This window comes from Chryseobacterium sp. GW821-FHT04C04 (assembly GCF_059420365.1).
In genome coordinates, this window is the sequence record NZ_JBWKTO010000005.1 from 449,101 (window position 1) to 473,757 (window position 24,657).

Below are 24,657 nucleotides of genomic sequence, written 5' to 3' on the forward strand. Positions count from 1 at the left end.
TTTCGCAAAAATATGAAAATAAACTGACTATTTGCTAATTTGTGAATATAAATTAACAATTGTTTTCAAAAGTTCTTCAAGAGCATCAGTAGATTTCACAGGATTATATTTTTCCATTTGAACTCTTTGCTGAAGTTTGCTGTATTCTTCAGCCACTGAAGACCCATTGTGCTTTTCAAGAAAAGTCTTAAACTCCGCTGAAGAGCCTTGGAAATACTGGCTTCTTACTTCCTCATCCAATTCTTCCAATGTGATAAAGAACTTTTCATACTCCCCATTATCCTTAAGATTTTCCAGATATCCAAAGTAATCATTGATATCTGTTTTCAGCAATTCTCTGATCTGTTTTTCTGTTTCAGCTACTGAACCTAAAGGTTTTGCCGGTGCAGTTTCCCTAACTAATGTGCGTTTTTTTTGCCAATTTTTAAATAACAGATAAGCAACAAATAAGCTTAACAGAATCGCAATATTGATTAAAAGAACATTCCAGTGGAATTTACTTTTCTCTTTTACTTTAAACGACGTTGTTTTTAAAACCGGAGTATTTACCGTTTCCAAAAGATTATTGGTATACTCGTTTACCTTTTCTACTGTAGAGCGGGCTTCCAGGATCTGATCATGAGAAAATGCATTCAGATCCAATGTTTTTTGTCCCAGATCTACATATTCTTTATTTTCAGGATCAAAGAAAGCAAATTGTTCAGTTTTAATAGCTATCGTTCCGGATTTGTTCGGAATAATAACATAGTTCGCCAGAATCTCTCCTTTCATTCCTGTCGTTCCCGGAGAAATTTTAGAGGTAATTTTCGGAGCAAAAACCTCATAGTCCGGAGATGCAGCAATTTTAGGAAGTTTCATATCCGGCAGGTTACCTTCTCCTGAAACTTTCACTACAACATTCAATGGTTTCTTGGCTTCCGGTTTTTCTTTGGAAGCATTATATACATTTACATTAAAGTTTCCAACAGCATTTTTAAAACATTCTGGCGCTCCTTCCGGAAGTCTTCTTACATTGATTTTTACTTTATTGGAAACAATCTTAGATTTGTTAGAATAGGTGCTTACAGAGGCTGACACCCCCGGAACTTCTACATAACCTGCTTCATTTGGAAATACCATAAACATGGCCAATACCTGTGAAGGCATATTTCCATATCCGGACGGATCTATTTCAGACTTATCAAAATTGATAGGATGTACATTGATATTATCCTGCTGTGGAAGATGGATATTCTTTACCTTTCTCAGGTTATCCATACTTCTTGAATATACTCTAAGAACAGCAATGGTAGGCTGATCCTGATACACTTCCCTGTCTTCGATCTCCATATTCAGATAGACATCATTGGATGTATTGGCAGCCAGTGATCTTTTGTCAACAATATCACGGATATTGACATCAAAAGGTTCTGTTTTGTAGATTTTATTATTGACCGTAACCAGAACTGAGCCTATTTTTATTTTCCCTTTTTTCTTAGGTTCAAGAGCAATTCTGGATATTTTTTGAGTAATTAAAGTATTGGTAGCGGGATCAATCACCGTATTGGTAACAGATCCACTTCCTATAATATTAAATTTTGAAAGATCCGGCATCTGAAAACCTGTCTGCTGTACAAGGTCAGTTCCGTTAAGTTCAAGAACGATGGTAAGATTTACGATATCTTTTCCTGTATATTCAGATTTATCAGCATCCAGAGTAAGATTTACCTGTCCGTAAGTAATTACGGATGCCAGAGTAAGCAATATGTAAATCAATTTGTGTTGCATCACCAATCTTTCTCGTTGCTTTCAGGCATCGAATAAGAATTTTTGTTCAAAATTCTTCTGGCAGTTTCTTTTTCTTTTTCGTTTATTTTATCTAAGATCGCATTTTCAAGATTCTTTGGCATTCTGCCTTCATTCTTTTGATTCTGCTTAGGGCTGTCACCTTGGTCGCTTTTACCTTCGTTTTGTGGACCATTACCCTGATCTTGCTTTTTGTCTTTGTCGCCTTTGCTCTGATCATCACCTTTGTTCTGATCATTTCCACCGCCGCCTTTTCCTGAGTTATTTTGTTCTTGTTTTTGTTGTTCTTTTTCTTTCTCTTTCAGCTTGGCAATCTCATAATTTTTTCTGGTCGCCTCACTGTAAGGATCCTGCTTCAATGCCTTTTTATAATAATCAGCGGCTTTTTCCGGCTGGTTCATCTGCATATATGCATTCCCTAGATTATGAAGAGCGGCCATCTTATCAGGAAGTGTCTGTGAAAGCTTTTCTGCTTTTTCAAACTCTGCCTTTGCCTCTTCGTATTTTTTGCTTTTATACAAAGCATTCCCCATATTATAATGAGCGGTAAAATCTTTATCATTAGATTTTATCGCTTCCATGTATTTTGAGGAGGCTCCGTCATAATCTTTACCGTCAAATTTCTGATTGCCTTCATGAACTAAATTTCTGTAGTTTTCCTGCCCAAACAAAAAGCCTGAGAGTGAGATGGCAACAATAAACGATAAAAATATGATTTTAGTATTCATCACTTGCAAAATTATTCCTTTATATGTTAAGAAACAGAGTTTTATTTGTTAAAATTCGGTTAAAGTACTTGTAGAATTTCTTCTATAAATGAGGGAAAAACTACACATTAAAATCTTTTTTAGGATTAAAAATATAAATTAAAAAGAAGAACAGAATAGATACTCCTAGAAAATATTGATAATAATGATTGGCATTCTGAGATTTCACCAATGTTACAGCCCCGGCAGACTTCTTGCTGATAGCATCTACAATCCTGTCCGGGGCTTCATTGATGTTATTTCCGTCAATATAAGTACCTTCCGTAGATTCTGCCATTTTCTTTAAAGCTTCCGTCTGTCTTTTTGAAATGACCGTTCCTCCGTTTACATCTGATTTATATCCCATCAGCTGGCCAAAAACATATTCCGGAACCGGAGCCCCTTCATCAGTACCAATGCCTACAGAAGTAATACTTATTCCTTCCTTATTGGCTAGTCTTATTGCTGCATTGTCATTTCCTTCATTATCTTCACCATCACTCAGCAATATAACTTTTCTGGATCCTTTGCTTACATTTTTAAATTTCTCAGCTGCTGCCTGCATCCCTTTCAGAAAATCGGTTCCCTGAATCTGCATCGAACTGGTTTCAATACCGCTGATATAAGTCTCTGCAGTATTATAATCAGTCGTCAGGGGCATGATAGATATTCCGTTCCCGGCAAAGATGACAATACCGATCTTATCATTATTCATTTTCTTCATGGTAGCTATCATCAGATTCTTAGCCTCAGTAAGACGGCTTGGATCGATATCTTCCGCATTCATAGAGTTGGATACATCCAGCATAAAGATCACATTATTCAGTTTCTGAGTACTCTTCACCTCCTCCGAACCATTCAGAAGGTCAATGATAGCAAATATCAGAAATAATGTTCCTATCAAATATAAAGCAGGGAAAAACTTCGTAAATCCCGAGCTCTTGTCAAATAAATTATCATGAAACCGGCTGGCTGCAAAAATTTCTCTTTTTTTATTTCTCCATTTAAAAAAACGGATCAGAAAGGAAGCTAACAGCGGCAGAAGCAACAGTAAAAGTAAATACCAATAATTTCCTAAAGACCAACTCATCAGCTTAAAATTTTATAAAACACCCATCTCAATAATGCATCAAATACCAACATTCCTAAAGCAATCCAAAGGAATATCTTAAAATATTCTTCATAATTGTAAAGTTTGGAAACTTTCACATCAGATTTTTCCAGTTGATTGATCTCATTATATACTTCTTCCAGACTGCTGTTTGAGGTAGCTCTGAAATACTTCCCTCCGGTAGTCTGTGCAATTTCTTTCAATGTATTTTCATCAATGGCAACCTCAGTTTCTGTAAAGATAAGATCTCCAAAAATATCCTGTGAGGTTGGCATCAGGGCATAACCGTTGGTTCCGATCCCGATTGAATACACTTTTATATTATTATTTTTCGCAAGTTCAGCAGCTACCTGCGGAGGAATAGCATTCTGAATATTGCTTACTCCATCTGTCATCAGGATGACTACCTTACTTTTCGCTTTGCTTTTAACCAAATGATTCACCGCAACGGAAAGTCCTTCTCCAATAGCTGTTCCAGGTTCAAGACCGGCAGAATTCAGATTTTTAATCTCATCAATGACGACCTGATGATCTGAAGTCACAGGAACTTTTGTGAAAGCTTCTGCAGCATAAGCTACAACACCTATTCTATCGTTCGGACGTTTCTGGACAAATTTTACAGCAATATCTTTTAATGCAGTAATTCTGTCCGGATTAAGATCTTTAGCCAGCATACTCAAAGAAACGTCAATAGACAACATAATATCTACTCCTTTTGTATCATCTCTGTCCTGAGAAATGGTAAATGTTCTTGGCCTGGCCATAGCGATGATCAAAGCAAAAAGAATGATATACTTTGAGATTTTCAGTAAAAAAAGTACCCCCTGGATACCACCGCTGTGCTCCATATTTTTTGTCGTAGGAACTTTTATCCCTTTTCTTTTGCGTCTCCCAGCATCTTTAATTAGAAGTGGGATAAACAGCAGAAAAAGCAATAAAAACCATGGACTGTAAAACTCAAAATTAAACATCCTTTCTTAAGTTTTCAAATTCTAAATCTTTAGATGATCTTTTCACAAAATCCCTGATATTGGCAAAGTCTTTCTCCATCGTATCCTGATCCGGGAAAGTCTTGGCAAATTTTACCAGATCTCCTCTCAGGAATACATCTTCTATTACTTTCTCATTGTCCTGCGAAATGGTATTATTCTTTTTCATGACATCAATAAGGTCATCGGTAAGAAGTACATCTGCCGGAAGATGATATTGTTTTGTGATAAAGTTTCTGGAAATATCAATCAGTTCAACATAAAATGAACGGAAGTTTCCTCCTTCGATATATTTTTTCTTTTTAAGGGAATCCAGCTCTTTCAATGTCTGATTGGTCGCAACCACGGGAGAACTTTTGGATTTTCTGCCCCATTTCACAAACATGATAATGGCAATTATGAGAGCCACCGCTGCCAATGCCGCAAGAATATAAAACTTATAAAGCTCCCAATAATCCTTGGCTTCAAGTTTCACATCCTTATTGTTCATGATGTCATTGATCTGATCTGATTTTTGAGCCGTATTGATGACCTCTATTTCGTAAGGAATTGTCTTAAGTATTTTATCTCCTACTTTGAATTCCAGCTCAGGAATAGTAAACTTCCCTTCCTCAAAAACAGAAAATTCGATCTTTCTTTCATAAGAATTCTGATTTTGTCCGATACTGTCCTTAGTTTCTTCAAAGTGAAAAGGAAGCAGTTCATTTTTTGGAGCTGAAGTTACCTGCTGTTCATTAAGATTATCAATCTTTATCGTAAGATGATTGATTTCTCCCAGAGCAAGGGTTTGCTTTTCTACATTAGAGGATAATATCTGTGAAAAAACATTCGCACAGATCAGAAAAGATAATATTAAAAGTATTTTTCTCAATGTTAAAATAATAAAGGCAGCTGCCTCATGTTTTTTAGTTACGAGCTAAGCCCGATGTTATTTTTTCTGAAAGTAATTATACAATAATTTTGAATAATCTGACCCGGTATCAATATTCATAAAACTTGCAGAGCTGTTGGCAAAATCTTCTTCCAAGGCTCTCAGTTTTTGTTTCTGAGCTTCCGCAAAGGTATATCTCCATCTTGCGCTGGAAGTATTGGCCCAGATCTCCTTTCCGGTTTCCACATCATATAGACGGGCATATCCTACATCCGGAATCTCATTGTCTTTTTCATCATAGATCCTCATCCCCAACAGCTGGTGTTTCTTTGATGCTACTCTCAGCATTTTTGAATCATAGGTGTCTTCAAAATCTGACAACAGAAAAACCAATGATTTTCTTTTAAAAATCCCCATCATATACTCCAGAGCTTTATCTATTTTAGATTCTGCCGGAACATAATCGGCAGTCAGAATATTACTGATGATCGAAAGAATATGCTTTCTTCCCTTTTGAGGGGGAATTACTTTATATACTTTATCCGCAAACAGGATCAATCCTACTTTATCATTATTTCCTGCTGCGGAAAATCCTAAGCTTGCGGCAATTTCGGCTACATATTCTCTTTTCAGCTGAACTTTTGTACCATAATCCATGGAAGCAGAAATATCAACAAGAATCATCATTGTCAGCTCTCTTTCCTCTTCCATTACTTTTACAAACGGTTCACGGAAACGTGCCGTTTTATTCCAGTCGATCCTTCTGATCTCATCTCCAAACTGGTACGGACGAACTTCAGAAAAAGTCATTCCCTGCCCTTTGAAGGCACTGTGATATTGCCCCATCAAAGCAGCCTCCGTCTTTTTTCTGGTACGGATTTCAATCTGCTTTACTCTTTTTACAATATCTTTTATCTGCATAGACAAGTTTAAGGTTTAAAGTTCAACGTTTGAGGTTCAAGGTTTAGTTACAAGATTCTGTACAATTTACCCTTTAAGCTCAATGGATACATTCAACCATTCATTATCAAACTTTGGACTGTATTTTTTATAAAAATTGATAGCGGGCTCATTCCAGTTTAATACCTGAAACACCATACCGTTATAATTATTTGACTTACCATATTCTAAGGTGGCATCAAATAATTTCTTTCCGATCTGCTTTCCTCTCAATCTTTCTGTTACCACGAGATCTTCAAGATACAATCTTCTTCCTTTCCATGTAGAATATCTGTCATAATACAGCGATATTCCTACTATTTCACCATTGAATTCGGCTACAAAAGCTCCCCATACCGGAGAAACCCCGAAACCGTCATCTGTAAACTCATCTAATGTTACAGTGACTTCATGCAGTGCTTTTTCATATTCGGCCAATTCCCTGATTAAATCCAGCATGGAAGCGCAGTCCTCCTGAACTGCTTTTCTGATTATTACTTCACTCATTATGGTGCCTGTATTTTTGCTAAAATTCTATTGATAATTTCTTCTGTTGAAATTTCTTCAGCCTCAGCTTCAAAAGTTAAGCCCATTCTGTGTCTCAATACATCTTTTGCCAATGCTTTTACATCTTCAGGAACCACAAAAGCTCTTCCTTTTAAGAACGCATATGCTCTTGAAGCAATAGCAAGGTTGATAGAAGCTCTTGGAGAAGCTCCGAAACTGATATAATTTTTAAGTTCAGAAAGACCATAGTTTTCCGGATAACGTGTTGCAAACACCATATCCAGTATATATTTTTCAATTTTCTCGTCCAGATAAATCTGGTTGATCAATTCTTTAGCATCTATAATATCCTGAAGAGAAATCACAGGTTTTACTGTTGGCTGATGTGAAGTGGAAACCATTCTCATTACCTGTCTTTCATCTTCGAAAGAGGGATAATCTATGGTACATTTCAGCATAAAACGGTCACTCTGTGCCTCAGGCAGCAGATAGGTTCCTTCCTGATCAATCGGGTTTTGTGTTGCCAATACCAGGAACGGCTTTGGAAGCTTCATAGTTTCATCACCAATGGTCACCTGCTTTTCCTGCATTACCTCCAGAAGAGCCGACTGTACTTTTGCCGGCGCACGGTTGATCTCATCCGCCAAGACAAAGTTCGCGAATACAGGTCCTTTTTTTATGGAAAAATCATTGTCTTTGATACTGTAGATCATTGTTCCTACAACGTCTGCAGGAAGCAAATCCGGGGTAAACTGAATCCTGGAAAACTCGCCATGAACAGCATCTGCCAATGTTTTTATCGCAAGAGTTTTTGCCAATCCCGGCACCCCTTCAAGAAGAACGTGACCATTCCCCAAAAGCCCTACCAGAAGACGGTCTACCATGTATTCCTGCCCAATAATAACTTTGTTGATTTCCTGTTTCAGAAGAGAAAATAAGTAATTTTTTTCCTTTATCTTTTCCGTCAATTGGCGGATATCTTCAGCTTGATATATCTCTGACATAGCTTGATTTAAAATAAGTGGTAAATTTCTGATAAATACTTGCATTAATCAACATAATAAATGCCATTTTTGAGTTAAAGTTTGTTAAATATTCCAGAACTGGTAAGACATTAAGAACTATACAGTTTGATTTTTCCATTAAAAAAAACAGCTGTAATACGGTTGTTATTTTCATTCGGATCGTTTAGAATCTCTTTAACATCACTCATAAAAAATGCTGTAAAACTACTTTCACAACATTTTAGCTTATAATTTTAAACACATTGAAAAATGGGTATCACCCAGATACTAAAGTTTAGTTATGGTAATGGTAAAAGTATTTTCAGGTGCATCTGTAGTATCATCATAAGCCCCCACATTGATAAAATATTCAGTTCCTGATGCAGTGGTAATGGTAAGGGTTTCCGCACCTCCACCTCCAGCATTATCTACGGTATCCACACACAGCAGATTACTGCAGCTTCCACCATATACTCCTATTTGAGGGTCAAAAGCACTTCCCGAGGGCATTGTGACTTTAATGGTATACTGACTACCGTCTCCAACAAACTTAAACCATGTTCCGTCATTCATTCCGGTATCCGAACTATTGGTACATACGCTTATATTGCCTGCATTATTAGTGGTAGAGATAGCATCATCCTGCGTATAGCTGTAAGGAAAAGCAGATACCATAAAAGCTCCAGAACAAGTATCATTAGCAGGTATCGGAGGAACAGTTTTAAAAATAAATTCCGTACAGCCGGAAGATTCCATATTGGACGAGACGGAGGTTATTTTCAAATAATAAGTGACTCCCGTTAATAGAGCTGTTGAGGGTGAAAAATTATTCCCGGTTACAGTTTGCTGGTTAACAACATTAGCACTTCCCGGACTTGTTCCCAACGAAATTTTGTAAGAATCTGCTCCAGATACAGGAAGCCAGCTGATAGTAGGAGTCAGAGAAACGTTCTGAGTATTATTCGTAGGATAAATAATAAAAGGACAGGCAGGATTCATACTGGATACAAGTCCTGAAATTGTAATTGATGATTTATAATCCGCTCTTATTCCACCCGGTGGAGACGCTGGATCTACGACTGCCCGATCTCCTTTATAATATAAGGTTGAGTACGGCACATGAGTATAAACATGAAAAGCCTCATTAAAATTATTAATATCAATATTCGGAGCACTCTCTTTTACTGCAATCACCAGATTATCAATATTATTGTAAGCAAAGGGTATTGTAAAGACAACTTGAACCTTATTATTACTTTGGATTACACTTCCTGTAAATACTTGTGTCAACTGCGAAACAGGAATCCAGTCTGTACCGGAAGAGAAAGCTGTTTTTGAAGTATGCCCCAGATAAACAGTCCAATTCGAAGACTCTGTAATTGTTGAAGAGGGATCAGTATAAAAGGTAAGCCCTGTAATGTTTCCTGCTGCATTAGTATTTATTTCCTGCTTAGGGTATATCTGCTGTACATAGGAATACGAAAAAAAACTACTCACAGGTGCTGTACCTACATTGGTGCTTCCGATATTTATATTGATCTGGGCACTCACTCCCAAAACGATAAAAAACAAAACTAAAAGTAAAATTCTTTTCATTATTAATAACATTAACATGGAATAATACGCTAAATTAACAATAAAATACCGATTTTAATAATAAAAAAAATATTCAACCATATAAGCAAATACTGAATAATATTTTTAAACAAAATAACATAATATGATTTATTTTTTAAACATTTAACAACAAATAAACTTAAATAATAAAAACAAAAATAATTAAATGTATTTTTTATACATATTTTATATATTTACACTAAATACCAACACAATGTATAGAAAGCTATTTTTTTTAAGTATTTTTCTGACAAATCTGTTTTTCTCACAGACCACAATGACGAATGTGATTTCAGATGCTGTCTACTATGACGGTTATGCTGCTACGGTATCTACCCCTGCTCCTACTGGTTTGACCAGACTGAATAATGCCCGATATACAAGAAAACTTACCGATTCTGAACTTGATTCTTTCAAAGCAAAGATTGCTATGAGAGTAACAATAGGTTCTTTATGTGACAATTATGACCGTCTTGGGGAAGTTTTTTTAACTATGGTTCCTAAAAATCAATCTACTTACACCATCAACGACCCTAATGTAAAAAGAATTGAAGTAGGCAGATATATCACTCCATTTATGAATAAAAACCGAACTCCGTCGGAAGTTCCTTATACCTATGATGTCAGCAATTTATACAGTGTTTTTCATGATACCGGATTGCGCAGCGCCTATGATATATATATGGAGTTGGATGTTTTTGGTGTTCCTTATGCTGCCCAGACTCAGGTTTCCGGCTGCTCGGGCAGAATTGATGTCTTTTCGGGAACTCTTACTTTTTTCTCAACAGACATAGGGGCAACCCCTACAGATTTCAATACTATTGTACCCATACTAAGCTATAACAAATTAAACAACTACAACAGCACCGATGTTAGCGGAGAAACCGTTAGAATAGTTACTTTCAATCTACCTGCTCCGGTCACCAACGCTCGTTTCTTTGTAATATCAACTCCTCATGGTGCCAACAGCGGCGGTGAAGAATATGTCAGAAGACAAAATTACACCTATATAGATGATGCGCAGGTACTCACTTACACTCCTGGAGGTATTTCCTGCGAACCATACCGGGTATACAATAGTCAGGGTAACGGAATCTATGGTCCCTCTCCTAAAACCTTCGCAGACTGGACCTCATGGAATAACTGGTGCCCCGGAAACTCTGTTCCTATCAGAGAATTTACAGTATCAAACCTGACTGCGGGTAACCATACCCTGAAACACACAATACCAACAGCGGTTTTCAACCAACAACAAGGAGATGTCATGTTATCCGTATACATGCAGAGTAAAAGCAATGTGATTTTGGATGTAAAAGATATCAAAACAATAGATGTGAGCATATATCCTAATCCTGCTTCTGACTTTGTTCATGTAAAATCAAAAATAGATGTTGCCTCAATAAGCCTCTTCAACATAGAAGGAAGAAAGCTTGCTGAAACTTACAGAGAGAATCAAATAAATGTATCCCAATACAACAAAGGGGTTTATTTCTTACATATTATTCTAAAAGACGGAACCGCATTTAGGCATAAAATCATTAAAAAATAAAAAAATCTGCAAAATCACAGATTGGCATGAAAATAATAAAGCCTTCCCTGAATCTTTTCAGAGGAGGGTTTTCATGAGGATTTATTTTAGCTGTTTTGTAAAATCAAATGCAAAAGCACCATCATATCAATAAAAATCTGTCATAAAATAGCATAAAAACACCCTTTTACGGAATAGTTAAAAAACTTTAACTTTAATCCTTTACTCAAAAAAATTGTCATTTCCAGTTTATTAAACTATTTTTGGTGATTAAAAATTTTGCAAAATGAATTATCATTTTCAAGCGCACAGACAGGTAAGAAAGAACCTTTTGGATGTACTTCGAAACACCTCTCATGAAGATCTGCTTTTGATTCCGGATGGTTTCAATAATAATCTTTACTGGAATATTGCACACACCGTTGCTACACAGCAGCTTCTGCATTATTACCTGAGCGGAAACCCTTTCCGTATTGATAAATACTGGATCGAAACTTACAAAAAGGGAACTCTACCCAACCTGGATGTTCAGAAATCCGAAGTGGAAGATTTAGAGTTTTTGCTTACAGAAACTTCGAAGATTCTGATGAAAGATTATGACAGCGATTTCTTCTCAGACTACACGCCTTATACCACGAGTTTCGGAATGGATCTGAAAAGCATTCAGGATGCGATTATCTTCAACAACATGCATGAAAGCCTTCATTATGGGTATGTGATCGCACAAAAAAGAGCGATTCTAGGAGAAAAAGGAAGATAGTTGATGTGAATTTTACTTCGCCAGTCAATGATAATAAAATCTGATTTTATCAACCAAAATGGATTGATAAGGTTAGATTGACATTTTACAACTCACTATTTAAAATAATAAAATGACAGATAAAAAAGACGATTTCATTTTCGGGCTGCGTCCCGTGATTGAAGCAATTGAAGCAGGGAAAACGATTGACAAGGTCTTTGTGCAAAATGCACTTCAGGGTCCTATTTATGCTGAACTAAAGACAATTTTAGCGAAAAATAAAATCCGTCCTAACTATGTTCCGATTGAAAAACTTAACCGTTTTACAAGAAAGAACCACCAGGGTGTAGTAGCCTTTATTTCAGATGTACCATTTCATAAAGTGGAGGATATTGTTCCACAATTATTTGAACAAGGGAAAACGCCGTTTCTTTTGATTCTGGACAGACTTACCGATGTAAGAAACTTTGGAGCAATTTGCAGAACTGCAGAATGTGTAGGAATTGATGCTATTATTATTCCGGAAAAAGGAGCTGCTCCTATCAATTCTGACGCGATAAAGACTTCTGCAGGAGGAATTTATAATATTAAAATCTGTAAAGAAAATAACCTTGCACACACGGTAGATTTTCTTCAGCAGAGCGGAATTTCCGTATATGCAGCCAGTGAAAAAGCGGAGAAGCTGATTTATGATGTCAGCTTCACAGAACCATGTGCCATTGTAATGGGAAATGAGGAAACCGGAATTTCTAAAGAAGTACTGCATCATTCGGACGAAAAAATAAAACTTCCTATCGAAGGAAAAACTCAATCTCTGAATGTTTCTGTAGCATGTGGAGCGATTTTGTATGAAGCGGTAAGACAGAAAATGACCGTAGCACCGAATCCTTAAACCATGAGCATACAATCACTTTTACCATTGTTTTTTGCTATATGTACACTGAATGTACAGACAAAAAATAAAGCAACAGGATGGTAAAAGTTATTCCTACAATTACGGAACAACAGAAATCGGAATATCAAAATTTCCGACCTCTAAAAGTTGATATGAGAAACCCTTGAAAACGGACCCAATCATTATTGGTACAAATTCTGCACAGTTATTGACTTGTTATGGGAAAAGCTGTATAATATTGCGGACCATATAGTAAGGAATAGTAGTAAAAAATAAAGTTAAAAATCAAATGAAGAACATTGCAGCGCTTGCGCTTATCTCATCAATAGCTCTGGTATCTTGTAAAAAAGAAACGGCAAAAATAACGAAAGTAGACCCTAAAACCGGAAAAACGGTAACCGTAGAAGTTCCTGCTGACTCTGTAGCAAAAGTTGCAGAAAACCCGGCAATCAAAGATTCTGCAGGAGTTATCACTCAAACATTTAAGCTTGAAAAAGGAAAAACATATCCTCTTACAACGTACCAGAGAGATGTAAAAACAATGACAGATCCTCAGGGAAAATCCATCACTGCAACCAGTGAGTCTACAGATGAAATGAACTTTGTAGTGGACGATATCAAAGGGAATGTATACGAGATGACTCTTAACCTTGTTGCAAAAAGAAATTCTCAGGCTGCACAGGGAAAGACCGTAGTTGTAGATACTAAACTGCCTCTTCCTAAAGAAGATGATCTTAAAATGATCTGGAATGTAAACAAAGCGCTTACCGGAAACAAACTTGCCATGAAAATGGATACAAAAGGTAACGTAATTTCTATCACAGGATTTGATGCTGTTTATACAAAAGTAGGTACCGCAGTAGGTACTCTTATCAAAGATGCCAATGAAAAGGCGAATGTTGTAGCAAGCCTTAAAGGATCATTCAACGAAAAAGTATTGAAAGATCAATTCCACAAAAACCTGATGATTATTCCTAAAAAAGGAGTGAAAATAGGTGAAAAATGGTCAACTTCTGAAAATGCAGACGCAAGCGGAAGCGTTAAGGTGACATCCAACTATGTCATGAAAAGCTTAGGAAACGGAACCGCAGAAATTGCGGTAACCGGGGGTATTCCTAAGAAAACAGAAAAGAAAGCTCAGGGACCGATTACACACAGCATGAGCAGCGAACTGGTTCAGAACGGAACCATTAAGTTTGACGAAAGCACAGGATGGATTACCAACCAGAATATCAACGTAAAAACAACACAGGTAGAAACTATTTCAGATGGAAAGCAGTCTCAATCTATGAAAAGCGTTTCTAATTCTTCGGTAATGGTAAACCCATCTGCTAAATAATTAAAGTAAATACATTCAGGGTTTATACTCTAAACCCTGAATTTTAAATCTAAAAATTATGAAGTACATTCTTGAGTTAGTACTCACTGCCATTATTATTTTCTTTGTCTGGAATATTCTCAAAAGAATCTTCTTCAAGACATTTTATAGTTACCGTTTTAATAACAATAATCAAAACAACGGAAAGCAGGATATAGACGACTCGAATAAGAATAACAAACAGAACCTTAAATGGGATGCAGAGACTGTAGACTATGAAGAGGTGAAAGAGAGTAATGACAAAAGGTAAAAATTCCAAGAAATAAAAGATAATAACCAGCATGGCAAAAAACAAAAACTTCCTTTATATTGCAATTTCATTAGGAGTATTTATAGTTTTAGCATTTTTATATTCCACTCCTGTATTTACAGGAAAACAACTTTTCCAGCATGATATTGTGCAATACAGAGGAGGAGCTAAAGAATTGCTCGACTATAGAGCCAATACCGGAAATGAAACGTATTGGAGTGACTCCATGTTCGGGGGAATGCCGACTTATCAGATGGGAAGCCAGTTTAAAGGGGACATCATCAAAAAAATCGACAGCAATCTGAATTTCCTGCCAAGGCCGGTCAATTATCTCTTCCTGCTTTTTGCAGGTTTTTTCCTTTTGGGAATGGTAGTAGTCAGAAACTGGAAATATGCTCTTCTAGGAGCTACTTTCTTTGGACTTTCGACCTATTTTTACATTATTATCGCAGCCGGGCATAATGGTAAGGTAAATACCATTGAATATTTTGCTCCGCTGTTAGCCGGAATTTTACTGGTTTATATCAGAAAAAAATACATCTGGGGATTCATTGTGACGACCCTTTTTATGGGGCTTCAGATCGCAGCCAACCACCCACAGATGACCTATTACCTGTTCCTTGCTTTAGGATTTTTATTCCTGTCTGAATTGATCAGAGCCATTCTGAAAAAGACACCGATGAAGCATTTCCTTATTTCTTCGGGAATTATCGCGGCAGCATGCATTATTGGCGTTGGAATGAATTCGCAAAGAATCATGGCCAATTCTGAATATGTAAAAGAAACGGTTCGCGGAAAGCAGATTTTAGATAACGACAGTCATACTTCCGGAAAATCCGGAATGGATAAGGAAAGTATGCTGATGTGGAGCTATGGACAGCTGGAAACTTTAAACCTATTTATCCCAAGATTAATGGGTGGTGGAAGCCAGGAGCCGGAAGGAAAAGAAATGATGAACAAAGTTCAGGAACTGGTTCAGGAAAATGTAGGCTCACAGGCTGAAATGGACAGAATTTCAAAAGGTTTCGGCGGAATGACTTACTGGGGAGACCAACCGGGAACTTCAGGTCCTGCTTACCAGGGTGCTATTGTATGTTTCCTTGCTTTATTAGGATTTTTCTTTGCATCGAAGAAATACCGTTACTGGATTTTAGGAGCTTCTATCCTGACTATTTTATTAGCTTGGGGAAGCAATTTCATGCCTTTATCTGATTTCTTTATTGATTATGTTCCGTTCTATAATAAATTCAGAGCACCGTCTTCCATCTTAGTCGTGGTAGAATTACTATTCCCATTGATTGCCATTCTGGGATTGTACAACTTCTTCACAGATGAGAAACTGACTGAAGAATACAAACAAAAAATCCTTCTTTATGTAGGAGGTGGAACATTAGGGTTTTTATTGATTCTTTTGATCTTTGGAAAATCATTATTAGGGTTTTCGACAGAAGGCGAAAAGACTTACTTCCCTCCTTTCCTACTCGATTATCTGGTAGATGAAAGATATAAACTATTCAGAATAGATGCGATAAAAGCATTTATTTATATAGCGATTACTGCAGCAGCATTATTCTTAACCTTAAAGAAAAAGCTTAATCAGAATATTGCTTTGGTCATCATCGGAGTCGTAAGTTTATTTGATCTTTGGACGGTAAACAAGCGTTATTTGAATGACGAAAACTACGTAGATAAGATCTTTGCTGAAAATCCTTTCCAGACAGAAAGCTCAGATCTTCTGGCTGAAAAAGTTCAGGGAAATCCGAACCTGGAATCTATTTTATCCAATGTCAACATCAACAAAACATTGGAAACAATCACTGAAAAAGACAAAACTCACTACAGAATTTACAATCAGACGCTGGGCGTAACCAGTGAAACCAATACCTCTTATTTTAAGGCTTCAATTGGTGGTTACCACGCTGTAAAATTAAGAAGATACGATGATGTACTGAATGAGTATATCAACAATGTTGACAGTGTAAAAACACCTAATGTATTAAACTTATTAAATGCTAAATATCTGGTTTTCGGAGGTCCTGATCAGCCACAGGTTGTTCCTAATCCAAAAGCCAATGGAAACGCATGGTTTGTAAGCGACTTGAAATTTGTAGATACTCCTAATCAGGAAATTAAATCTATCGGAACTATCGACAACAAAAAAACAGCGGTTATCGCATCATCTGATAAATCCTATTTTGATAACAAACCAGTACAGGCAGATTCTACAGCATTTATTAACCTGACGAAATATCAGCCTAATGAACTTGAGTTTAAATCTCAGTCGAAGACCCCTCAATTGGCCGTGTTCTCTGAAGTTTATTATCCTCATGGATGGAAAGTATTAGTGGATGAGAAAGAAGTTCCATACATCAAAGCAGATTACTTACTTCGTGCAGTGCATGTTCCGGCAGGAAATCACCACATCAGAATGGTTTTTGAACCAGAAGTGATTGAAAAAGGAAAATGGCTTTCTCTACTTTCATTCGGATTATTTATCCTGTTATCTGCGTTTGGTATCTTCTGGATCAACAAAAACAAGAAAAAAGAAATTGTAGCTGAACAAAAAGCTTAAATATTTAAGCTTAATAATATTACGCATTTTCATTCTGAATGAAGAGATAGAATGAGATTCTTCACTGCGCTACTCTTCGTTCAGAATGACAAAGACCATTTAAGCTTAAAAAATGGAACAAAAGAAAATATTGATTATCACCTATTACTGGCCTCCTGCGGGAGGTCCTGGTGTTCAAAGATGGCTGAAGTTCGCAAAATATCTTCCGGATTTTGGCTGGAAACCGATCATCTATACTCCGGAAAACCCGAGTTATCCTTTGCTGGATGAAACGCTGATGAAAGAGGTTCCTGAAAACATTGAGATGGTAAGAACCAAAATATGGGAGCCTTATCAGCTGGCCGAAAAACTTAATAAAAGCAACAAAAAATTTAAAGCGGGACAATTTGATGTAGGAAAAAATCAAAGCTGGAAATCTAAACTTTCAATCTGGGTGAGGGGTAATTTTTTTATTCCGGATGCCAGAGTTTTTTGGGTGAAACCCTCCATTACATTTTTGGAAAAATATTTGAAAGACAATAAAATAGATACGATTGTTACTTCCGGCCCGCCCCACTCACTCCATCTGATTGGTTTGGGACTTAAGAATACAATGCCGGATCTGAAATGGATTGCCGATTTCCGGGATCCATGGACCGAGATTTCCTATTACAAACATCTGAAATTAACCAAAGGCTCAGATAAAAAGCACCGTCAGCTTGAAAGTGCTGTATTCAAAAATGCAGACATCACTTTGGCTACGAGCTATACTGATGCAGAAAATTTTCGGAAAGCTGGAGCCAATGCGGTTTGTATTACAAATGGATTTGATGAAAGTGATTCACAGGAAAAAGTGAAAGAGCCAGTAGGTGAAACTTTTACATTAAGTTATATCGGAGTTTTGGAACAGCTAAGAAATCCCGAAAATCTTTGGAGGGCACTTGATGAACTGATCAAAGAAAACCTAAAATTTGCAGCCAGTTTTACGTTGAAATTTGTAGGAAGAATTGACGATAAAATCCTGCATTCTATTGAAAATTCAAGTCTGAAAAATCATATCCTGAATCTTGGATATCTTGCCCACGGAAAGGCTGTAGAGGAAATGAAGAATTCAAATCTTCTTCTGATCACCAATTTTCCAAATGAATCTTCAAAAGGAATCATTCCCGGAAAAATATTTGAATACCTGGCTTCAGGAAAGCAGATTCTGTCATTCGGTCCGGACAAAGCTGATGTGGCAAAAATTCTGGAAGAAACCCAGGCAGGAAAGCACTTTAACTATCAGGACACGGAAATAGTAAAAAAGTTTATTCTTGAAAAATTTGAACTTTGGAAAAACGGAAGCCTTCTCGAAAACATTCAACATATTGAGCAGTTCTCAAGAAGAAATTTGACCCGTCAACTCACTGAGGTTTTGAAATAAAACAGAATGGAAGCCAGAGGCTGGAAGCATGAAGTTTATTCCTGATCTGCCCGCCTCTAACTTCTAAATTGTCCACTGGTCATTCACTACTGCGATCAGATAATGTTTACCCTGAAATTCTTCAAATATAAAACGAACCGTTTTCCAATCCATATTCCCATATTTTTCGGTTCCTTTGATATAGTTTTCGGTGAAGTCACCTTTAGGATAGATCTCTTTTAAATTATTTAAAGAATTACCGCCGCCGATAAATTTATTCAGTGAATATTGTGATGTTGTAAAATCTTTAGAAAAGACCCATTTACCAAGATAATCATTGATCGTCGCTTTATAAGGATCTCCTGAACCATCATGTGCCCCCCAGGTAAATATAGTTTTGGTAGGCTGATATTTTTCAAAATCTGCTTTAGAAAAATGTTTGTCTTCCTTCATATCCACATAAGCATACATTGAAAAACGAACCCCTTTTTCCGGGTGAATGAAGGAAGCAAAAGCTGTATAGTCTTTATTTTTCAAAGTTTTCAAAACCTCATCATTGATCTGTTTTAAAACGGCTTCTTTATTAGCATTATTCTGAATAGTACTTGCACTGTCTGTTTTTGCCTTCTGTGCGACAGAATCAATTTCATTAGGGACAGGCTTCCCAGCCTCTTTGTTACAGGCTACAACAAAGCTTAAAGCGAGTACCGGAATAAATAGTTTTTTCATATTTCAAATTTTGTCTTAGGTAAAAACACCAAAACTGATGCCAAGCAGAATTATAAATTCATCATTGATAATTTATAATTTCCATTGTACCTTTGTTATATGGAAATTTTGGACATTCTCATTATCGGAGCCGGACCTATTGGTTTAAATTGTGCTCTTGAAGCTCAAAAAAACAATCTTAGTCATTTAATCATAGAAAAAGGAACCATTGTCAATTCGCTTTACAATTATCCTTTGTATATGCGCTTTTTCTCCACTGCTGAAAAATTGGAAATTGATGAAATTCCTTTTATTTCTACGGCTCCAAAACCGGGAAGGCAGGAAGCACTGGAATACTATCAGGGAATTGCCAGACAAAAAAAGCTGAATATCAACTTATATGAGAAGGTGCTGAGTGTTTCAAAAAATGAAGAAATATTTGAGATCAAAACTACAAAAGCAACCTATCTGGCCAGAAATATAGTCATCGCTACCGGATTCTATGATATCCCCAATCTTATGGACATTCCTGGTGAAAATCTTCCGAAGGTCAAGCATTATTATACCGAGCCCTATCCTTATGCGAAACAGAAAATTGTGGTGGTAGGATCAAGCAATTCTGCGGTAGATGCCGCACTGGAAACGTATAGAAAAGGAGCTGAAGTAACCATGATCGTCCGTCATGCTGAGATTTCCAAAAGTGTAAAATACTGGGTGAAACCGGATATTGAAAACAGAATTGCAGAAGGCAGCATCAAAGCTCATTTTAATGCAGAACTGATAGAAGTTAAGGAAAACACGGTTGTTTTTAAAGATGAGAACGGAAAAACCCATGAAATTGACAATGATTTTGTACTGGCTATGACAGGTTATCTTCCGGATTTTGATTTTCTAAGAAACTCAGGTATCGAGCTCAATGGAGATTGCCTAAATCCGTTCTATAACTCTGAAACGATGGAAACCAATATCCCCAACCTTTATTTGGCAGGGGTAGTTTGTGGAGGAAAAGATACTCATCTTTGGTTCATTGAGAATTCCAGAATTCATGCGAATATGATTATCTCCCATATTCTGTCTAAAGATTCCATCCAAAACTCTTAAAGTAAGCATTCTATATAGATACCCAATAATAACCCCGGCTGAAAATTTTCAGCCGGGGTTATTATGATATAAATGAAAGATGAATCTGTGCTTTACACCAGCTCTTCCTCTATCTTATTTTTATCTTTAAGCATCCATGGAACAATAAAGTAAAAACCAACTGCAATAAATGCTGCCAGTACTCCTGTTCCTATCCACAGTATATTGAAGCCTAATTTCTCTGCAATGAGTGTTCCTATATAAGGTGTAATGATGAATGCTATAGAAAATGATATTCCATTCAGCCCCATATAAGCGCCTTTGTTATTCTCTCCTGAGCGCAATGCTGTAATAGTCGACATAAAAGGCAGCGTCCAGATTTCTCCCACACAAAGCAAGGTCATAGAAACAATAAGGGTAACCATACTGTAATCAAAAGCCAGCATCGCATAAGAAACTCCACACAGCAATGTCCCGATAAGCATGGTAAAAGCTAAAGTAAAATACTTCTCCGCCACCTGTACAAGCCCCATTTCAAGCAGTACAATCAAAAAACCACTGTATCCCAGAATATACCCGATATTTTGCTGACTCAGATGTGCTGTATCCTTATAAAATATGGTCAGTGTACTGAACAGCTGGAAAAAACATATTGAAAACAGCATACAGAACACACAATAGATCAAAAACTTCCTGTCGCGATAGGGAGAACTTTCTTTTTTAACAATGATGGCTTCTTTTACCTTTTTTGCTTTCAGTTTCGCCAATTTTGCCCGATCTTTAAAGAACCAGATATACATCAGCCCGGCCAGAAAAGCAGCCAGTGCGTTACTGAAAAACAGAAACTCATAAGAAATAGCAGATAAAATACCTCCCAATGCAGGTCCAATAGAAAACCCAAGGTTTACAGCCATACGGTTCAGTGAAAAGGCACGGGTAATATTTTCAGGTTTGGCATATTTGGTAATCGCTACCGAGTTTGCCGGACGGAAAGTTTCACTTACAATGCTCTGGGCCAAAATAATTCCAGCCAGACCAGCTTCTGTCGTAAAAAGCGGAATCAGACAGAATAAAGGAACACTGAGAAGTAAACTCAGACTTTGTACTCTATACTCTCCTATTTTATCGGTGATCATTCCTCCCAGCCAGGATCCAAGGACCGAGCCTATTCCAAAAAAGCTCAGTACAATTCCTGAATTTTCTATGCTGAAATGTAAATGATTGGTCATATAAACTCCCAAAAAAGGAAGTACCATAGAACCGGCCCTGTTGATGAGCATTACCAACGCCAGCATCCAACTCTCCTGCGAGAGTCCTTTGAAAGAACTCGTATATACGTTAATTAATCTCACAATATTATTTTGGGGGAATTTGAAAGTGCAAAATTAGATAAAAATAACCCAAAAGCCTGTATTTAAACCCCTTTTTAACAAATAACATCATTAAAACAGAATATTAGCTGTATCCTGAAAAAAGAGTTTTTTTTACTATTTGAAGCCTAAATACTTTTATAAAAATCGTAAATTGCAATAACAACAGGGGTTTTAAGCTAAAATTACTTAAAAACACAATAAAATTTTAACCAATACGTAAGAATGGTAACCTACGAAAATTTACATGATACGCTATCCTTTTACAGTATTGACTGCCGGCAATCCTACTACATTTCTTCCGGAAAACCCATTTTTGAGTTCCCAAAAGCTCCTTTCAGAATGGATTATTACGCATTGTGCATCTGTACCGCAGGAGAAATCAATATTGAGATAGACCGCCAGAAATACAAAATAGATGCTCATAGTTTTCTGATGGCTGCCCCTTCTACCATTGTAAAGTTTGTAAAGACCAGTGAAGATTTTATGATGAAACTGCTGTTCTTTGACAAAAATTTTCTGATTAAAAATATTTCCAATCCTTTTATTATTGAGAAAATGAATCTTTTCTCCAAAGGCTCCTACAACATCGTAAAAACCTCTGCAAAAAATTCATCGTTGCTGCAGAACCTTCTCGATTATCTTGATAAGAAATCAAAGAAACAAGGAAAGTTTACGGAAGAAATTATCCGTACCATTATTTTCAATCTGCTGCTGGAGACGGCTGAGATTATAGAACAGGAAAACTCTGCAAATCCAGGAAAAGAGGAAGGCAAAAAAGATCTTTATCTGAAGTTTAATAAACTGATCAGAGAAAATATCAACAGGGAGCGGACGGTTCAGTTTTATGCCGATCAGCTGCATGTTTCTAATAAATACCTCATAGAGATCATTAAAAAGGCAAGCGGAAAAACACCTCATGAGGTTATTGACGAAGCCTTACTGAAAGAAGCTTATGTCATGTTGGGAAATCCTGATATAACGATTTCGGAAATTGCATTTGAACTTCAGTTTAATTCCGCATCGGCTTTCGGCCGTTTTTTCAAAAAACATACTACACTTTCTCCTTCAGAGTACAGAATGAAAGAAAATATTCAGTCATGAGAATTTGGGGATAATAATTCTGAACTTGGGGATATATATTGCTTTGTGAATAGAGGTACCTTTATACTGTTAATTAAAAACAATACAAAATGAGTACGATCAATTCAAAATTCGACAAAGTTTTAAATGCCTCTGATCAGTTCGGAAAAGTAAACCACGAACCAGATTCAAGTAAAGAAGTTCAGATTAACACTCCTGAAAAAACGATGCCTTTTTCCGATCAGATCGGAAACTATCAACGAAACAAAGGAATTCCTTTACAGTCTTACGAAAACAGTAAAATCTATATTGTAGGAAGTGGAATTGCAGGCATGTCTGCTGCTTATTATTTCATCCGTGATGGCCGTGTACCAGGCAAAAACATTATTTTCCTCGACCAGCTGAATGTTGAAGGTGGATCCCTGGATGGAGCCGGTAACGCAAAAGACGGCTATATCATCCGTGGAGGAAGGGAAATGGACATGACGTATGAAAACTTATGGGATATGTTCCAGGATATTCCTGCGTTGGAATTACCAGCTCCTTATAGCGTATTGGATGAATATAGACTTGTTAATGACAATGACCCCAATTATTCTAAAGCGAGACTTATTCACAATCAGGGACAGATTCAGGATTTCAGTAAATTTGGTCTTGAGAAAAAAGATCAGCTTGCCATTGTAAAACTTCTGTTAAAGAAAAAAGAAGAGCTTGATGATCTTACCATTGAAGATTATTTTGCAGAATCCTTCCTGAACAGTAATTTCTGGTTTTTCTGGCGCTCTATGTTTGCCTTCGAAAACTGGCACAGCTTGCTTGAACTGAAACTGTATATGCACAGATTCCTTCACGCTATTGACGGAATGAAAGACTTCTCATGTCTGGTTTTCCCTAAATATAACCAATATGATACCTACGTAACCCCTCTGAAAAACTTCCTGGTTGAAAAAGGAGTACAAATCCAGTTTAATGTTCTGGTAAAAGATCTTGATATTCACATCAACACCGAAGGAAAAACGGTAGAAGGAATCATTACTGAACAAAATGGGGAAGAAGTAAGAATACCAATCGGTAAAGATGATTATGTTATTGTAACAACCGGATCCATGACAGAAAGTACTTTCTACGGAGACAATAATACCGTTCCTGAAATTACGATAGATAACAGCAGTGCAGGACAAAGCGCCGGATGGAAACTTTGGAAAAATCTTGCTGCAAAATCTGAAGTATTCGGAAAACCAGAGAAATTCTGTAGCCACATCGAAAAATCTTCATGGGAATCTGCCACATTAACATGTCGTCCTTCTGCTTTCACTGAGAAACTGAAAGAGATGTGTGTGAATGATCCTTATTCAGGAAGAACCGCTACGGGAGGCATTATTACCATTACAGACTCCAATTGGGTGATGAGCTTTACCTGCAACAGACAGCCGCACTTCCCTACTCAGCCGGATGATATCCTTGTAGTATGGGTATATGCTTTGCTAATGGATAAAGAAGGTAATTACATCAAAAAAACAATGCCTCAATGTACAGGAAACGAAATTCTTGCCGAGCTTTGTTATCACCTTGGAATGACAGACCAACTGGATAACGTTATAGAAAATACGATTGTACGTACCGCCTTCATGCCTTACATCACTTCCATGTTTATGCCAAGAGCGCAGGGAGACCGCCCTAGAGTGGTTCCTGAAGGATGTACCAACTTAGGTCTTGTAGGACAGTTTGTAGAAACCAATAATGACGTTGTATTCACGATGGAAAGTTCTGTGAGAACTGCTAGAATAGCTGTTTACAATCTTCTTAATCTCAACAAACAAGTTCCGGATATCAATCCTTTACAATATGATATCAGACATTTATTAAAAGCTACCCAAGCTCTTAATGACTACAAACCCTTCTTAGGAGAAGGAATATTAAGAAAGGTATTGAAAGGAACTTATTTTGAACATATTCTGGTAAACCGTCCGGAAGAAAATGAAGAACACGAATCTTTCTTGAGCAGATTTCAGGAATGGGTAAAAGGAGTAAAAGGCTAAAAAAACCAATTCACAAAATAATAGTTTTAAAGTAGTGTATACTTTATTTTTAACGCAAAGGCACA

Annotated in this window: 21 protein-coding genes; 10 read left to right on the plus strand and 11 right to left on the minus strand. The window is 36.9% G+C overall.

Annotated elements, in window-relative coordinates; translation table 11 throughout:
- Positions 1-27 precede the first annotated feature (27 nt).
- The 9 genes from AC07UM_RS18910 to AC07UM_RS18950 all read right to left on the minus strand — a co-directional run bounded on the left by AC07UM_RS18910 (position 28) and on the right by AC07UM_RS18950 (position 9,548).
- A complete protein-coding gene (locus AC07UM_RS18910; protein WP_494681590.1) occupies positions 28-1,767 on the minus strand; it encodes a BatD family protein in 1,740 nt (579 codons plus the stop codon).
- Positions 1,767-2,513 (minus strand): tetratricopeptide repeat protein, encoded by a 747-nt coding sequence (locus AC07UM_RS18915; RefSeq protein ID WP_494681591.1) that lies wholly within the window; start codon positions 2,511-2,513, stop codon positions 1,767-1,769. The genes AC07UM_RS18910 and AC07UM_RS18915 overlap by 1 nt, the downstream gene beginning before the upstream one ends.
- 100 nt (positions 2,514-2,613) lie before the next feature.
- Entirely contained in the window at positions 2,614-3,621 is a 1,008-nt protein-coding gene (locus AC07UM_RS18920; protein WP_494681592.1) for a vWA domain-containing protein, read from the minus strand.
- Positions 3,621-4,613, minus strand: coding sequence for a VWA domain-containing protein (locus AC07UM_RS18925; protein WP_494681593.1), 993 nt, complete (start codon positions 4,611-4,613; stop codon positions 3,621-3,623). Before AC07UM_RS18925 ends, AC07UM_RS18920 begins: the two co-directional genes overlap by 1 nt.
- On the minus strand, positions 4,606-5,502 hold the full coding sequence (locus tag AC07UM_RS18930; RefSeq protein ID WP_494681594.1) for a BatD family protein: 897 nt from the start codon (positions 5,500-5,502) through the stop codon (positions 4,606-4,608). The genes AC07UM_RS18925 and AC07UM_RS18930 overlap by 8 nt, the downstream gene beginning before the upstream one ends.
- Positions 5,503-5,559: 57 nt before the next feature.
- Positions 5,560-6,423, minus strand: a complete 864-nt coding sequence (locus AC07UM_RS18935; protein ID WP_109737945.1) for a DUF58 domain-containing protein — start codon at positions 6,421-6,423, stop codon at positions 5,560-5,562.
- A 66-nt stretch (positions 6,424-6,489) separates the two neighbouring features.
- Entirely contained in the window at positions 6,490-6,948 is a 459-nt protein-coding gene (locus tag AC07UM_RS18940) for a GNAT family N-acetyltransferase (protein WP_494681595.1), read from the minus strand.
- A complete protein-coding gene (locus AC07UM_RS18945) occupies positions 6,948-7,952 on the minus strand; it encodes an AAA family ATPase (RefSeq protein WP_103232916.1) in 1,005 nt (334 codons plus the stop codon). The genes AC07UM_RS18940 and AC07UM_RS18945 overlap by 1 nt, the downstream gene beginning before the upstream one ends.
- A gap of 288 nt (positions 7,953-8,240) precedes the next feature.
- The gene (locus tag AC07UM_RS18950) at positions 8,241-9,548 is read right to left on the minus strand and encodes a hypothetical protein (RefSeq protein WP_494681596.1); all 1,308 of its coding nucleotides are present in this window, start codon (positions 9,546-9,548) and stop codon (positions 8,241-8,243) included.
- A 235-nt stretch (positions 9,549-9,783) separates the two neighbouring features.
- On the opposite strand from AC07UM_RS18950, the gene AC07UM_RS18955 reads away from it, so the two are divergent.
- From AC07UM_RS18955 to AC07UM_RS18985, 7 genes are all read left to right on the plus strand, one after another.
- Positions 9,784-11,118 (plus strand): peptide-N-glycosidase F-related protein, encoded by a 1,335-nt coding sequence (locus tag AC07UM_RS18955; RefSeq protein WP_494681597.1) that lies wholly within the window; start codon positions 9,784-9,786, stop codon positions 11,116-11,118.
- A gap of 265 nt (positions 11,119-11,383) precedes the next feature.
- Positions 11,384-11,857, plus strand: coding sequence for a DinB family protein (locus tag AC07UM_RS18960; protein ID WP_109737943.1), 474 nt, complete (start codon positions 11,384-11,386; stop codon positions 11,855-11,857).
- 112 nt (positions 11,858-11,969) lie between these two features.
- On the plus strand, positions 11,970-12,728 hold the full coding sequence (gene rlmB / locus AC07UM_RS18965; RefSeq protein WP_494681598.1) for a 23S rRNA (guanosine(2251)-2'-O)-methyltransferase RlmB: 759 nt from the start codon (positions 11,970-11,972) through the stop codon (positions 12,726-12,728).
- Positions 12,729-13,020: 292 nt separating this feature from the next.
- On the plus strand, positions 13,021-14,070 hold the full coding sequence (locus tag AC07UM_RS18970; protein WP_494681599.1) for a DUF6263 family protein: 1,050 nt from the start codon (positions 13,021-13,023) through the stop codon (positions 14,068-14,070).
- A 58-nt stretch (positions 14,071-14,128) separates the two neighbouring features.
- On the plus strand, positions 14,129-14,359 hold the full coding sequence (locus tag AC07UM_RS18975; protein ID WP_103232921.1) for a hypothetical protein: 231 nt from the start codon (positions 14,129-14,131) through the stop codon (positions 14,357-14,359).
- Between the two features lie 31 nt (positions 14,360-14,390).
- On the plus strand, positions 14,391-16,931 hold the full coding sequence (locus AC07UM_RS18980; RefSeq protein WP_494681600.1) for a YfhO family protein: 2,541 nt from the start codon (positions 14,391-14,393) through the stop codon (positions 16,929-16,931).
- 112 nt (positions 16,932-17,043) lie between these two features.
- On the plus strand, positions 17,044-18,333 hold the full coding sequence (locus AC07UM_RS18985) for a glycosyltransferase family protein (protein WP_494681601.1): 1,290 nt from the start codon (positions 17,044-17,046) through the stop codon (positions 18,331-18,333).
- A 63-nt stretch (positions 18,334-18,396) separates the two neighbouring features.
- Here AC07UM_RS18985 and AC07UM_RS18990 read toward each other — a convergent pair whose 3' ends face one another.
- Positions 18,397-19,041, minus strand: coding sequence for a hypothetical protein (locus tag AC07UM_RS18990; RefSeq protein ID WP_494681602.1), 645 nt, complete (start codon positions 19,039-19,041; stop codon positions 18,397-18,399).
- A gap of 99 nt (positions 19,042-19,140) precedes the next feature.
- On the opposite strand from AC07UM_RS18990, the gene AC07UM_RS18995 reads away from it, so the two are divergent.
- Positions 19,141-20,121, plus strand: a complete 981-nt coding sequence (locus AC07UM_RS18995; RefSeq protein WP_494681603.1) for a YpdA family putative bacillithiol disulfide reductase — start codon at positions 19,141-19,143, stop codon at positions 20,119-20,121.
- Positions 20,122-20,213: 92 nt separating this feature from the next.
- Here the strand turns inward: AC07UM_RS18995 and AC07UM_RS19000 are convergent, their stop codons facing one another.
- Complete coding sequence (locus tag AC07UM_RS19000; RefSeq protein WP_494682285.1) at positions 20,214-21,395, minus strand: MFS transporter; 1,182 nt, start codon at positions 21,393-21,395, stop codon at positions 20,214-20,216.
- Between the two features lie 300 nt (positions 21,396-21,695).
- On the opposite strand from AC07UM_RS19000, the gene AC07UM_RS19005 reads away from it, so the two are divergent.
- A complete protein-coding gene (locus tag AC07UM_RS19005) occupies positions 21,696-22,574 on the plus strand; it encodes a helix-turn-helix domain-containing protein (protein ID WP_494681604.1) in 879 nt (292 codons plus the stop codon).
- Positions 22,575-22,663: 89 nt separating this feature from the next.
- On the plus strand, positions 22,664-24,592 hold the full coding sequence (locus AC07UM_RS19010; RefSeq protein WP_494681605.1) for an oleate hydratase: 1,929 nt from the start codon (positions 22,664-22,666) through the stop codon (positions 24,590-24,592).
- The last annotated feature ends 65 nt before the right edge of the window (positions 24,593-24,657 follow it).

Coding starts and splice junctions, on each gene's coding strand:
- AC07UM_RS19005 (WP_494681604.1), top strand. CDS start 21,696: ATGGTAACCTACGAAAATTTACATGATACGCTATCCTTTTACAGTATT.
- AC07UM_RS18910 (WP_494681590.1), bottom strand. CDS start 1,767: ATGCAACACAAATTGATTTACATATTGCTTACTCTGGCATCCGTAATT.
- AC07UM_RS18990 (WP_494681602.1), bottom strand. CDS start 19,041: ATGAAAAAACTATTTATTCCGGTACTCGCTTTAAGCTTTGTTGTAGCC.
- AC07UM_RS18935 (WP_109737945.1), bottom strand. CDS start 6,423: ATGCAGATAAAAGATATTGTAAAAAGAGTAAAGCAGATTGAAATCCGT.
- AC07UM_RS18940 (WP_494681595.1), bottom strand. CDS start 6,948: ATGAGTGAAGTAATAATCAGAAAAGCAGTTCAGGAGGACTGCGCTTCC.
- AC07UM_RS18945 (WP_103232916.1), bottom strand. CDS start 7,952: ATGTCAGAGATATATCAAGCTGAAGATATCCGCCAATTGACGGAAAAG.
- AC07UM_RS18995 (WP_494681603.1), top strand. CDS start 19,141: ATGGAAATTTTGGACATTCTCATTATCGGAGCCGGACCTATTGGTTTA.
- AC07UM_RS18915 (WP_494681591.1), bottom strand. CDS start 2,513: ATGAATACTAAAATCATATTTTTATCGTTTATTGTTGCCATCTCACTC.
- AC07UM_RS18980 (WP_494681600.1), top strand. CDS start 14,391: ATGGCAAAAAACAAAAACTTCCTTTATATTGCAATTTCATTAGGAGTA.
- AC07UM_RS18955 (WP_494681597.1), top strand. CDS start 9,784: ATGTATAGAAAGCTATTTTTTTTAAGTATTTTTCTGACAAATCTGTTT.
- AC07UM_RS18925 (WP_494681593.1), bottom strand. CDS start 4,613: ATGTTTAATTTTGAGTTTTACAGTCCATGGTTTTTATTGCTTTTTCTG.
- AC07UM_RS18975 (WP_103232921.1), top strand. CDS start 14,129: ATGAAGTACATTCTTGAGTTAGTACTCACTGCCATTATTATTTTCTTT.
- AC07UM_RS18970 (WP_494681599.1), top strand. CDS start 13,021: ATGAAGAACATTGCAGCGCTTGCGCTTATCTCATCAATAGCTCTGGTA.
- AC07UM_RS18960 (WP_109737943.1), top strand. CDS start 11,384: ATGAATTATCATTTTCAAGCGCACAGACAGGTAAGAAAGAACCTTTTG.
- AC07UM_RS19000 (WP_494682285.1), bottom strand. CDS start 21,395: ATGCTGGCGTTGGTAATGCTCATCAACAGGGCCGGTTCTATGGTACTT.
- rlmB (WP_494681598.1), top strand. CDS start 11,970: ATGACAGATAAAAAAGACGATTTCATTTTCGGGCTGCGTCCCGTGATT.
- AC07UM_RS18920 (WP_494681592.1), bottom strand. CDS start 3,621: ATGAGTTGGTCTTTAGGAAATTATTGGTATTTACTTTTACTGTTGCTT.
- AC07UM_RS18985 (WP_494681601.1), top strand. CDS start 17,044: ATGGAACAAAAGAAAATATTGATTATCACCTATTACTGGCCTCCTGCG.
- AC07UM_RS18950 (WP_494681596.1), bottom strand. CDS start 9,548: ATGAAAAGAATTTTACTTTTAGTTTTGTTTTTTATCGTTTTGGGAGTG.
- AC07UM_RS19010 (WP_494681605.1), top strand. CDS start 22,664: ATGAGTACGATCAATTCAAAATTCGACAAAGTTTTAAATGCCTCTGAT.